The organism is Bacillus sp. JK106 (assembly GCF_053663355.1).
In genome coordinates this window covers 599,142-611,431 of record NZ_JBSJQC010000003.1, presented here as the reverse complement: position 1 = coordinate 611,431, position 12,290 = coordinate 599,142, and the positions used below count along the sequence as shown (strand labels likewise).

At 45.7% G+C, this 12,290-nt stretch carries 14 protein-coding genes; 13 read left to right on the top strand and 1 reads right to left on the bottom strand.

The genetic code is table 11. From position 1 onward, the window contains the following. The 8 genes from mltG to ACWJJS_RS13480 all read left to right on the top strand — a co-directional run bounded on the left by mltG (position 1) and on the right by ACWJJS_RS13480 (position 8,075). Positions 1 to 1,092, top strand: coding sequence for an endolytic transglycosylase MltG (gene mltG / locus ACWJJS_RS13515; protein WP_013353010.1), 1,092 nt, complete (start codon positions 1 to 3; stop codon positions 1,090 to 1,092). 151 nt (positions 1,093 to 1,243) lie between these two features. Continuing rightward, positions 1,244 to 1,897, top strand: a complete 654-nt coding sequence (locus tag ACWJJS_RS13510) for an O-methyltransferase (RefSeq protein WP_003152755.1) — start codon at positions 1,244 to 1,246, stop codon at positions 1,895 to 1,897. Between the two features lie 6 nt (positions 1,898 to 1,903). Beyond that, positions 1,904 to 2,833: a peptidase U32 family protein gene (locus tag ACWJJS_RS13505; protein WP_003152757.1), complete on the top strand. Its 930-nt coding sequence runs from the start codon at positions 1,904 to 1,906 to the stop codon at positions 2,831 to 2,833. A gap of 17 nt (positions 2,834 to 2,850) precedes the next feature. Beyond that, positions 2,851 to 4,119: a peptidase U32 family protein gene (locus ACWJJS_RS13500; RefSeq protein WP_003152759.1), complete on the top strand. Its 1,269-nt coding sequence runs from the start codon at positions 2,851 to 2,853 to the stop codon at positions 4,117 to 4,119. A 6-nt stretch (positions 4,120 to 4,125) separates the two neighbouring features. Further along, positions 4,126 to 4,761, top strand: coding sequence for a uridine kinase (gene udk, locus ACWJJS_RS13495; RefSeq protein WP_003152763.1), 636 nt, complete (start codon positions 4,126 to 4,128; stop codon positions 4,759 to 4,761). 253 nt (positions 4,762 to 5,014) lie between these two features. Next, entirely contained in the window at positions 5,015 to 5,488 is a 474-nt protein-coding gene (gene greA, locus ACWJJS_RS13490; RefSeq protein WP_003152766.1) for a transcription elongation factor GreA, read from the top strand. A 52-nt stretch (positions 5,489 to 5,540) separates the two neighbouring features. After that, positions 5,541 to 7,295 carry a peptidoglycan D,D-transpeptidase FtsI family protein gene (locus ACWJJS_RS13485; protein WP_003152768.1) on the top strand — a complete coding sequence of 585 codons (1,755 nt, stop codon included), beginning with the start codon at positions 5,541 to 5,543 and terminating at the stop codon, positions 7,293 to 7,295. Positions 7,296 to 7,358: 63 nt separating this feature from the next. Then, on the top strand, positions 7,359 to 8,075 hold the full coding sequence (locus tag ACWJJS_RS13480; RefSeq protein WP_003152769.1) for a YrrS family protein: 717 nt from the start codon (positions 7,359 to 7,361) through the stop codon (positions 8,073 to 8,075). A gap of 39 nt (positions 8,076 to 8,114) precedes the next feature. On the opposite strand, the gene ACWJJS_RS13475 is transcribed toward ACWJJS_RS13480, so the two are convergent. Next, complete coding sequence (locus ACWJJS_RS13475) at positions 8,115 to 8,318, bottom strand: YrzA family protein (protein ID WP_003152771.1); 204 nt, start codon at positions 8,316 to 8,318, stop codon at positions 8,115 to 8,117. A 183-nt stretch (positions 8,319 to 8,501) separates the two neighbouring features. On the opposite strand from ACWJJS_RS13475, the gene ACWJJS_RS13470 reads away from it, so the two are divergent. The 5 genes from ACWJJS_RS13470 to ACWJJS_RS13450 all read left to right on the top strand — a co-directional run bounded on the left by ACWJJS_RS13470 (position 8,502) and on the right by ACWJJS_RS13450 (position 12,288). Next, positions 8,502 to 9,143 (top strand): class I SAM-dependent methyltransferase, encoded by a 642-nt coding sequence (locus ACWJJS_RS13470; RefSeq protein WP_003152772.1) that lies wholly within the window; start codon positions 8,502 to 8,504, stop codon positions 9,141 to 9,143. A 20-nt stretch (positions 9,144 to 9,163) separates the two neighbouring features. Continuing rightward, complete coding sequence (gene mtnN, locus ACWJJS_RS13465) at positions 9,164 to 9,859, top strand: 5'-methylthioadenosine/S-adenosylhomocysteine nucleosidase (RefSeq protein WP_003152774.1); 696 nt, start codon at positions 9,164 to 9,166, stop codon at positions 9,857 to 9,859. Positions 9,860 to 9,906: 47 nt separating this feature from the next. Continuing rightward, positions 9,907 to 10,830, top strand: a complete 924-nt coding sequence (locus ACWJJS_RS13460) for an O-acetylserine dependent cystathionine beta-synthase (protein ID WP_003152775.1) — start codon at positions 9,907 to 9,909, stop codon at positions 10,828 to 10,830. Between the two features lies 1 nt (position 10,831). Further along, complete coding sequence (locus ACWJJS_RS13455; RefSeq protein ID WP_003152778.1) at positions 10,832 to 11,974, top strand: bifunctional cystathionine gamma-lyase/homocysteine desulfhydrase; 1,143 nt, start codon at positions 10,832 to 10,834, stop codon at positions 11,972 to 11,974. An 83-nt stretch (positions 11,975 to 12,057) separates the two neighbouring features. Further along, on the top strand, positions 12,058 to 12,288 hold the full coding sequence (locus ACWJJS_RS13450; RefSeq protein ID WP_013353003.1) for a YrhC family protein: 231 nt from the start codon (positions 12,058 to 12,060) through the stop codon (positions 12,286 to 12,288). The last annotated feature ends 2 nt before the right edge of the window (positions 12,289 to 12,290 follow it).

The window sequence follows — 12,290 nt, the reverse complement described above, 5'->3', positions numbered from 1 at the left end:
ATGAATATCAATCAGACTAAAAATTCATTTCCGCGTAAAAACAAAAAAACAACGATAATACTGTCCTCCGTGATTGCTCTGCTTATCATCATTTGCGGTGCTTTTTTCTATGGAAAATCTCTGCTGTCTCCGGTTGACAAAGGCAGCAAAACGGCAGTCAATATTAATATTCCTAGCGGTTCTTCCGTTTCGGCAATCGCTGAAATTCTTGAGGATCAGCATGTCATCAAAAGCAAAAAAGCATTTCAGCTGTATGTGAAGTATAAAGGCGCTTCCGGGTTTCAGGCGGGATTTTACCACCTGAATAAAGGAATGGATGCGGATGCGATTATCAAAAAACTGACCGCGGGATCAACGGGATATGCCTTTCAGATCTCCGTTCCTGAAGGAAAACAGCTTACACAGATTGCGGATGCGATCGCAAAAGAAACATCATATTCAAAAGAAGAGATTATGGCGAAACTGGATGACAAAACATTCATCGGCAAACTGAAAAAACAGTTTCCTGATACAATAACGGACGCACTTTCAAACAAGAAGCTCAAGCATCCGCTCGAAGGCTATCTGTATCCGGCCACATATCCGTTTAATGATCCGGATGCATCGCTTGACACGATTTTGACGGCAATGGTTCAGGAAACAAACACCCGTATCGAAACGTATAAATCTGAACTGGAAAAAAAGAAACTTTCCGTCCATAACGCGCTGACGATGGCATCGCTTATTGAAGAAGAAGCCACCGCCAAAGCCGACCGTCACAAAATCGCCAGCGTTTTTTACAACAGGCTTGCAGAAAAAATGCCGCTGCAGACTGACCCGACGGTATTATATGCGGCCGGCAGGCATAAAAGCCGGGTCTACTACAAAGACCTGAAAATTGATTCTCCGTTTAATACGTATAAACATAAGGGGCTGCCGCCGGGACCGATTGCAAATGCCGGCGATTCATCATGGGAAGCGGCTCTCCGCCCTGACAAAACGGATTATCTCTATTTCCTTGCAAAATCAAACGGCGAGGTCGTTTTCACCAAAACATTAAAAGACCATAATAAAGCGAAGGAAAAGTATATTTCCAAAAAAGACAGCGAATAAAAGGAGGGCAAAAGCTCTCCTTTTATTCCATTCTGAAAGGTTTTATGATAAAATATATCGGGTTGTTTACTTATGGATAAAGAAGTGTCTTAAGAGAGTGTCCCCGCGGATTCGTCAGGGGCACTCCTTTTTAGAACGGAGGCTGTTTGCCGTGAATGATCGGTATGAACAAATAAACGAGTATATAAACGCGATGCTGAAGCCTCGGCCTGATAAAGTGAAAAAGCTTGAAGCCTATGCAAAAGAGCACCATGTTCCGATTATGGAAGAAGCGGGCATTGAAGTGCTGCTTCAAATGCTGTCGATTCAACAGGCGAAAAACATTTTGGAAATCGGCGCGGCAATCGGATATTCCGCCATACGGATGGCGCTTGAGCTTCCGGATGCGAATATTTACACGATTGAACGGGACGACAAACGCTATGAAGAAGCTGTGAACAATATAAAAGACTTTGAAATGGAAAAACGGATTCACGTAATGCACGGGGATGCGCTGGAACTTTCTGAGTCTGTCCGTGTCACGGCTCCTTATGATGCCATTTTTATCGACGCGGCCAAAGGCCAGTACACGAACTTTTTTGAGCTCTATGAACCGATGCTTGCGCCGGATGGAGTCATTTTTACGGACAATGTTCTGTTTAAAGGACTGGTGGCACAAAATCACTCGGACATTGAGCCGAAAAGAAGACGGAAGCTTGTTGAAAAAATTGATCAATATAACCAATGGCTGATGAACCGGCCTGACTATCAAACGGTCATACTGCCGGTCGGAGACGGCATCGCCATCAGTAAAAAGAAGAGGTGAATGATCATGAAAAAACCTGAACTTTTGGTGACTCCGACTTCTGTACAGGATATTCTTCCGCTCATTCAAGCGGGCGCAACGGCCCTGTTAGTCGGAGAACAGAGATACGGCCTGAGACTGGCCGGTGAATTTTCAAGAGAAGATATAAAAGAAGCCGTAAAGACAGCTCATCAGGAAGGCGCGAAAGTGTACGCCGCCGTCAATGCTATTTTTCACAACGAAAAAGTGGACGAGCTGAACGGCTATCTTGCCTTTTTGCAGGAGGCCGGCGTTGATGCGGCTGTTTTCGGTGATCCGGCCGTTTTAATGGCGGCGCGTGAAGCGGCTCCCGATCTCAAACTGCACTGGAGCACGGAAACAACGGGTACCAACTACTATTCCTGCAATTACTGGGGACGCAAAGGCGCACGGCGGGCAGTGCTGGCTAAAGAATTAAATATGGACAGCATCATTGACATAAAAGAAAACGCCGAAGTGGAAATTGAAATTCAAATCCACGGCATGACGTGCATGTTCCAATCGAAGCGTTCTTTAGTGGGCCATTACTTCGAATACCAGGGAAAAGTCATGGACATCGAACAGAAGAAAAAAGAAGCGGGAATGTTTCTGCATGACAAGGAACGGGGCAATAAATACCCGATTTTTGAAGATGAAAACGGCACGCACATCATGAGCCCGAACGATGTGTGCATGATTGATGAATTAGAGGACCTGATGGACGCCGGCATCGATTCTTTCAAAATTGACGGAGTTTTGAAGTCTCCTGAATACTTAACTGAAGTGACCCGCATGTACAGAGAAGCAATCGATCTGTGCTTTGAAAGCCGAGAGACATACGAAGAGAAAAAAGAGAGCTGGATAGAGCGGATTGAAAGCATTCAGCCTGTGAACAGAAGCATCGACACAGGATTCTTCTTTAAAGAAACGGTCTATTAAAAAGGAGGGTGCAACGGATGACAGCCGTAAATCAAACCATTTCCAAAGTCGTAAACGGAAAACGCGTCATTACGAAAAAACCTGAACTCCTTGCTCCGGCAGGAAACCTTGAAAAATTAAAAATTGCCGTTCATTACGGAGCGGACGCGGTTTTTATCGGAGGACAGGAATACGGACTCCGCTCAAATGCGGATAACTTCTCAATAGAAGAAATCGCAGAGGGCGTAGAATTTGCCAAAAAATACGGGGCAAAAATATATGTGACAACAAACATTTTCGCCCATAATGAAAATATGGACGGTCTGGAAGAATACTTAAAAGCGTTGGGAGACGCAAAAGTTGCCGGAATTATCGTCGCTGATCCGCTGATTATTGAAACATGCCGGAGAGTGGCCCCGGACGTAGAAATTCACCTCAGCACACAGCAGTCCCTTTCAAACTGGAAAGCGGTGCAGTTCTGGAAAGAAGAAGGGCTTGACCGCGTGGTGCTTGCCCGTGAAACGAGCGGACTGGAAATTAAAGAAATGAAGGAAAAGGTGGATATTGAAATTGAAACCTTTATCCACGGCGCTATGTGTATCGCTTATTCAGGACGATGCGTGCTGAGCAATCACATGACGGCCCGGGATTCCAACCGCGGCGGCTGCTGTCAGTCCTGCCGCTGGGATTATGACCTGTATCAGACAGACGGTGCAAACGCGGTCGCGCTTTATGACGAAGAAGACGCTCCGTTTGCGATGAGCCCGAAAGATTTAAAATTGATTGAATCCATTCCGCAAATGATCGAGATGGGTATCGACAGTCTGAAAATTGAAGGCCGGATGAAATCGATTCATTACGTTGCGACGGTTGTCAGCGTGTATCGCAAAGTCATCGACGCATACTGCGCTGATCCTGAAAACTTTGTCATTCAAAAAGAATGGCTGGATGAGCTGGACAAATGTGCAAACCGGGATACCGCGCCTGCTTTCTTTGAAGGCACGCCCGGGTATGAAGAGCAGATGTTCGGCGAACACGGAAAGAAAACAACATTTGATTTTGCCGGTCTCGTGCTCGCGTATAACGAGGAAACTCAAATGGTGACGCTCCAGCAGCGCAATTTCTTTAAACAAGGTGACGAAGTGGAATTTTTCGGTCCTGAAATCGACAATTTTACATTCACAATCGGCACTATTTGGGACGAAGACGGAAACGAGCTTGATGCTGCCCGCCATCCCCTGCAAATCGTTACATTTAAAGTAGACAAAAAGATTTATCCGAGCAACATGATGAGAAAGGGGAAGTAATCACCAATGGGTAAGAGTCCTGTAGTTATAGGCATCGCAGGAGGTTCCGGATCAGGAAAAACAAGCGTCACCCGTTCCATCTATGAACAGTTTAAAGGACACTCGATTTTAATGATCCAGCAAGACCTTTATTATAAAGACCAAAGCCATCTTCCGTTTGAAGAAAGGCTGAACACAAACTATGATCACCCGCTCGCATTTGATAATGACTATTTAATCGAGCATATTCAAGAGCTTTTGAATTACCGGCCGATAGAAAAGCCGATTTATGATTATAAACTGCATACGCGTTCTGAGGAAACCATTCCGGTTGAGCCGAAGGATGTCATTATTCTGGAAGGCATTCTCGTTCTCGAAGATAAAAGACTTCGCGACCTCATGGATATGAAACTTTATGTGGACACGGACGCGGATCTCCGTATCATCAGACGGATTATGAGAGATATTAACGAAAGAGGCCGTTCAATCGATTCTGTCATTGAGCAGTATGTGTCCGTCGTCAGACCGATGCACAATCAGTTTGTTGAACCGACGAAACGCTACGCGGACATCATTATTCCGGAAGGCGGACAAAACCACGTCGCAATTGATCTGATGGTCACGAAGATTCAAACGATCCTTGAACAAAATGCAATTTTGTAATACCATAGCATAGACATAAATAACTCAGACCATATTATGTATAGGCTGGAAGGGAATGAGACAGTTCCCTTCTTTCCCTGTTTATAAACCGAAACATTTGCAGAAAACACACATTCAGTTTAAGATAAACAGTACCTATATGGGAGAGAAGAACGAGGACTGCCCTGTGTTCTCATTCTTGATTTTTTCGTTTATGCTCTCATACATAATCACACGTTATTGTTGAGGGACAACCACCAAGGAGTGAAGGAACATGGCACAAGAAAAAGTTTTTCCGATGACTCACGAAGGAAAACAAAAACTTGAACAAGAATTAGAGCAATTGAAAACGGTTAAACGTAAAGAAGTAGTAGAACGCATTAAAATCGCAAGAAGCTTCGGAGATCTGTCAGAGAACTCTGAGTATGATTCCGCAAAAGAAGAACAGGCATTTGTGGAAGGGCGCATCACGACGCTTGAAAACATGATCCGCAATGCGAAAATCATCGAGGATGACGGCGGTTCAAATGTAGTCGGTTTGGGAAAAACCGTATCATTCATCGAATTGCCCGACGGTGAAGAAGAATCTTACACGATTGTCGGAAGCGCTGAAGCTGATCCGTTTGAAGGAAAAATCTCAAACGACTCGCCAATCGCAAAAAGCCTGCTCGGCAGAAAAGTGGACGAAGAAGTGACAGTTCAGACGCCGGGCGGAGAAATGCTCGTGAAAATTGTGAAAATTTCATAAGATCCGTTTAACAATGAAACACCTCGTCCAAAATGTGGATGAGGTGTTTTTTATGATCGTATCAAAAAGGCTGAAAACGGCCGTGATTTGTTTTCTGCTCGTGTTTTTCTTTCTGCTTGCTAGGCTGGCTGAAATTCAGCTGTTTTTTACAGAATCTTTTTCAAAATCCAATATTAATCTGATTCAGGAAAGCGTCAAGCAGCGGACGGAAGAAGTCCTTATTTCAGACGGACGCGGCTCTTTTCTTGATCGGAACGGCAAAGAGCTGACCGGAAAAAAGCAGCCTGCCGTCATACTGTTTCCCTTTCTCGTGACGCAGGATTGGCCGGTTGACCGGGTATCAGACATTCTCGGAATGAAACAGGGGGAGCTCAGGCAGCTGCTCACGGAAGCAAAAAAACCGGTGATCCTGAACAGCAGAAAAATAAAACATCTGACGAAACAATCCGTGGCAAATATCAATTCTTTGAAATATCCCGGCATTTACGGCGTATATATGAAAGACAGCAAAGAAACAAACATAGCCGCTCATCTGTTGGGCGCGACAAACCAGGACCCTGAGCTTTTGAAAAAGAAATACCCCGGGAGGAAGGAACTGCCGATCACGGCAAAAATCGGGACAAGCGGGATGGAGCGGACGTTTGATGAGTTTTTACTGGCGGATCAGGACACAAAACTTTTGTATCATGTCGACGGAAGGGGAAACCCTTTATTCGGAATGGACGTCAAATATACGGCTGAAGCAAACGCGTTTTATCCGCTGCAAGTCAAAACCTCCATCGACCGCAATATTCAAGAAGCAATGGAAGATGTATTGAAAGACCGCGGGTTAAAAAAGGGGGGAGCCGTCCTTTTAGACATTGAAAAAAGCAGTGTGCTCGGAATGGTATCAAAGCCTGACGCTGACATGTCAAAGCAGCAGACACTGCAAAATTACATGCTGACGCCGATTTATCCGGGATCAGTGTTTAAAACGGTGATCGCCGCAGCCGCAATAGAACAAAACGAAGTGAAGCCGGGCACATCCTTTAACTGCAATCTCAACCTGTACGGAGAGCCGGGGGATGACAAAGGCACGCTCAGTTTTGGAGAAAGCTTTGCCCAAAGCTGCAATTATACGTTTACAAGTCTTGCGGAAAAATTGATCAAAAAAGATGATTCCGTTATTGAAAACATGGCGGAAAAACTAGGTCTCACACAGCGGGCGGGCTGGGAAGGCAAGCTGTACCGGGAAGACGGATTCAGGCAGCTGTATAATGAAAAAAGCGGGGTCATTTGGGGAGATGACAAAGACAAAACCGTAAAAAAAGCCGTCGCACAGACGGCGATCGGGCAAAAGAACGTGAAAGTCACGCCTCTTGAAGTCGCCAATATGATGGCGGCGATCGCGCGCGGCGGTGAAAAAAAACAAGTCAAAATCGCGGACAAAATTGAATACAAAAACAAAACGACGATGGCGTCATTCAAAGATCAGCCGTTAAAAGGGGAAAACATCGACAAATATACGGCGCAGCAGCTTCAAAAAATTCTCAGAGAAGTCGTCACCTCACCGAAAGGAACCGGCCGAAGGTTTCAGGATCTGCCGTATGAGATAGCAGGCAAATCGGGAACGGCCCAGACTGGAATGTTCACAAAAGAAAAACAGACGCTTTACCACAAATGGTTTGCGGGATACTTTCCCGCGGACAAGCCGAAATACGCTCTCGTGGTGCTGCATATGGACACGCCGGGGGATAAGGCTCTGACAAATACAGTGTTTTATGATATTGTTAAAAAGGTACATGAAAATGAAACAAATCAGACATAGAACAACCGCTCAGCCCATGTTAAAATATATGCTGAGCAAGAGGGATAAAGGAGTGCAGAATGATTGAGCAATAAACAATCTCGTTTTGAAAACCGTGATAAGCGCAGAAAAGCAAATATGGTGCTTAACATTTTAATTGCTATCGTATCTATTCTTATTGTCGTCGTTGCAGTCAGCCTCTTCATCAACAGTCCGTCGAGCGACGTGAGCGAAAAAGCGGACACGAGCCAGAAGCAGGAAACACCTGCATCAGGCAAGACGAAGCAGACATCCGATGAAGACATAAAAGACAGCAAAAAAGATAAGGCATCAGACGATGACAAAAAAGATAAACAGGATAAGGACACATCTGATTCATCTTCAGACTCTGACAGCAAAAAAGACGATGATTCATCGAAAAGTGATGACAGCAGCAAAAAAGACTCTGATTCAAGCGATCCTTTTAAAGGAGCAAAAATAACAGAGGGCGGCTCATCAAGCGATGTTGAGAAAACAATTGTTAACCCAAAATGGAAAGCGGTCGGAACAAAGCAGACGGGAGAACATGCGGCGACGTATGACTCAAGCTCTGAAGACTGGTCCGAAATGCTTGACGCCATCTCTTACGCAACAGGCGTGTCAAAAGATCACATGACAGTGCTGTGGCTCGGAAACAATGGAAGCCCGCAAGATGCGAAGGGTAAAGTTTTAGACAAAACGAACGGCAAAAAGTATCAGGTCACCATCACTTGGAAAGACAAAAAAGGCTGGAAGCCGACAAAAGTAGAAACGTTAAAATAACCGCAAAAAAGCAGCTGATTATTCAGCTGCTTTTTTCTGTCATACGTCAGCTGAAAAATGCACCGACGCGCTGTAAAGGATTCTGCCGTCAACGGCCGTCACTTGATGGGATACAGAACGGACGCGAAGCATAATCGCCTGGTTGTTTTCAATCTGAACGTTTATTTTCTTTTCAAGCTCCTGCAAAGATGCCGCTTCGAAAAATTCTACTTTATCTTTGATTAAATCCAATTGAAAATTCATCAGTACAGATCCTCCTGATTTTTCTTCTGAGTCAATGAAAGTATAAGCCTTTCTGCCGTAATTGCGCAATAATCCCAAAGTATTTTAGTACCCTTCCATTCTTTTTTGTGATAGGATAGGAACTGTTCCACGATTAATCCATACTATACTCATAGGAATTATAAATTATGGAGAGTGAAAAATATGGGCCGTGAATTTATTCCATTATTTGAAGATTGGGCAGCGACTTATGATGCCACAGTGCATGGGGCAGACAAACAATATGCTGATGTTTTTAAAGGGTATGACAATATTCTTGACAGCATCGTCGCACTTTCAGGTTCAAACGTTTTAGAGTTCGGACCGGGCACAGGGAATTTAACGGCGAAATTAGCCGCCGCGAACAAAAAGGTGTTTGGTGTAGAACCGTCTCCGTCAATGAGAAAACTGGCGGCTGACAAGCTTTCTGACAAAGCCGTGTTCAGTGACGGAGATTTTCTGGAGTTTCCCGCTCCGCCTTTTCAAATAGATACCATCGTCAGCTCGTACGCCTTTCATCATTTAACAGATGAAGAAAAGCAAGCGGCTGTAAAGCAATATGGCACAATCCTTCAGAAGCATGATAAAATAGTGTTTGCCGATACCGTCTTTAAAGATCATGAAGCTTATGATGAAACAATTAAAAAAGCAATCCGAAACGGCTATCATCAATTAGCGGACGATTTAAAGACGGAACATTATCCGACACTCGGGACAATGAAAAACATCTTTTCAGAAGAGGGATTTGCCGCGCGGTTTACGCAGCAAAATGACTTTGTCTGGATAATGGAGGCGATTAAACGGTAAATCGAAGGGATTGTGTATAAATGAAACTGGCAGTCATCGGAGCAATGGAAGAGGAAGTTACGATTTTAAGAAGCAAACTGAAAGACGCAAAACAAGAGATGATCGCTCACTGTGAGTTTACGACGGGCAGCTATGAAGGCGTCGAAGTTATCTTGCTGAAATCGGGGATCGGAAAAGTCAACGCCGCGATCAGCACGACGCTTCTGCTTGACCGTTTCAAACCTGATTATGTGATTAACACAGGCTCAGCGGGCGGTTTTCATCATACATTGAATGTAGGCGACGTCGTCATCTCAACAGATGTCCGCCATCATGACGTGGATGTGACGGCGTTTGACTATGAATACGGACAGGTGCCGGGTCTTCCGGCAGCATACAAAGCTGATGAAAAGCTGATCAGTATTACTGAGGAAGCGGTTTCTGAACTGAACGGCATTCAAGTCGCCAAAGGCACAATCGCTACGGGAGATTCTTTTATGAATGATCCGAAGCGGGTTGAAGACGTACGCGCCAAATTTGCGGATTTGTACGCGGTTGAAATGGAAGCTGCGGCTGTCGCACAGGTGTGCCACCAGTTCAAAACGCCTTTTGTTGTCATCAGAGCTTTATCTGATATTGCCGGAAAAGAATCTGACGTTTCATTTGATAAATTTTTAGAACAGGCTGCCGTTCATTCAACTGAGCTTGTCCTGAATGTCATCAAACGAATTCACTAAGCGGGGGATTCTCGTTCTCCTCCGCTTTTCCAGGAGGAGGACACATATTGAACGTGATAACAGATATTACAGAACTGATCGGAAATACACCGCTGCTCCGTCTCAAGCATTTTGATATACCGGAGGGAACAGCGGTTTATGCTAAACTTGAGATGATGAATCCGGGCGGAAGCATTAAAGACAGGCTGGGCGGAATGCTCATTGAAGATGCGCTACGCACGGGAAAGGTGAAACCGGGCGGTGTTATCATCGAAGCGACTGCCGGAAACACCGGGATCGGACTCGCTCTGTGCGCCAGAAAGCATCAGCTTCGCGCCGTTTTTTGCGTCCCGGAGCATTTCAGCAGAGAAAAGCAGCAAATTATGAAAGCTCTCGGAGCGGACATCGTGCATACGCCGAGAGAAGAAGGCATGCAGGGAGCCATTCGAAAAGCGCTTGAACTGGAGAGAGAGATTAATAATTCTTATGCCGTTCTGCAATTTAAAAACCGAGTAAATCCATTGACTTACTATAAAACGATCGGACCCGAAATATGGAACGCGCTCGGCGGGGATATCCACACCTTTGTCGCAGGAGCGGGTTCCGGCGGCACCTTTGCCGGTACGGCAGCTTATTTAAAAGAGAAAAATCCTGCCGTCAAAACGGTGATCGTTGAACCGGAAGGCTCGATCCTGAACGGAGGAGAGCCGCATGCCCATAAAACGGAAGGCATCGGCATGGAGTTTATCCCGGAATATATGGACGAGAACCATTTTGACGCCATTTACACAGTGGAAGACGATACGGCGTTTTCGCTTGTCAGAGAAGCGGCCGAGAAAGAAGGCCTCTTAATCGGCAGCTCTTCAGGGGCGGCTCTTTATGCAGCACTTGAAGAAGCGAAAAAAGCGCCCGCCGGATCAAATATCGTCACTATTTTCCCTGACGGCAGCGATCGATATATAAGCAAAAACATTTTTCAAGGAGGTCAGTAAGATGAAGAAAAAAACGCTGATGGTGCACGGAGGAATTACGGGAGATGAAAAAACAGGAGCGGTTTCCGTACCGATTTATCAAGTAAGCACGTACCGGCAGCCGAAAGCGGGCGAGCACACGGGTTATGAATATTCAAGAACGGCCAATCCGACGCGGACGGCGCTTGAAAGCTTAATTGCGGAGCTTGAAGGCGGCGCGGCGGGATATGCGTTCGGCTCAGGCATGGCTGCGATTACTGCCGTCATGATGCTGTTTGACAGCGGCGATCATGTTATTTTGACGGATGATGTATACGGCGGCACTTACCGGGTGATGACAGGTGTGCTGAACCGCTTCGGCATTGAAGCGGACTTTGTTGATACGAGCAGTGAAGAAAAAGTCAAAAAGGCCATTCGCCCGAATACGAAAGCCATTTATATCGAAACACCGACAAACCCGCTATTGAAAGTGACTGACCTCAAACTGATGTCTGACATCGCAAAAGAAGCGGGCGTATTGCTTATCGTCGATAATACATTTTACACGCCGTATTTCCAGCAGCCGCTCAGCTTTGGCGCGGACATCGTGCTGCACAGCGCGACAAAATATCTCGGCGGCCACAGTGATGTCGTCGGCGGCTTAGTCGTGACGGCTGATAAAGAGCTCGGTGAAAAGCTTCATTACGTGCAAAACTCAACGGGCGGCGTTTTAGGACCGCAGGATTCATGGCTTTTAATGAGAGGCATTAAAACACTCGGACTCAGAATGGATGCCATCAATCACAGCGCCGGGAAAATCGCCGAGCTGCTTGAAGCGCATGATGCCGTTCAGACGCTCTACTATCCGGGATCAGCGAAACATCCGGGCCATGAGCTGACAAAAGCGCAAAGCTCCGGTTTCGGCGGAATGATTTCCTTTGATATCGGCAGCAGTGAACGCGTCGACGCATTTTTAGAAAAATTGAACCTGTTTACAATCGCTGAAAGCTTAGGAGCGGTTGAAAGCTTAATCTCCGTGCCGTCCAGAATGACGCACGCTTCGATCCCGCGCGACCGCCGGCTTGCGCTTGGCATTACCGACGGGCTCGTACGGATCTCAGTCGGTATTGAGGATACTGAGGATTTAACGGCGGATGTGAAACAGGCGCTTGATTCACTTTTATAAAGAATGGATAGATTTACATTCTCTGTCGGCTGTCAGCTTGTATTATAATGTTGGTAGACTATAAAACTGGCAGGTGACCTTATATGGAGAAGAAAAGACTGAAATCATTAATAGAAGATTTTAAGCATTACGCATTTATTCTGCTTGCAGTCAGCACCTTCATTTATATCGGCGCGGTTCTTCCCGGACAAGGGCTGACTGCGGGCCAGAAAATGCTGATGTTTGTAACGGATTGTGCATTTTTAGCGGGCGCTTATTTCTGCGTTGACCGTTCACTTATTTATAAAAAGAGGCTGGAAGAGGCCGATGAATAAAA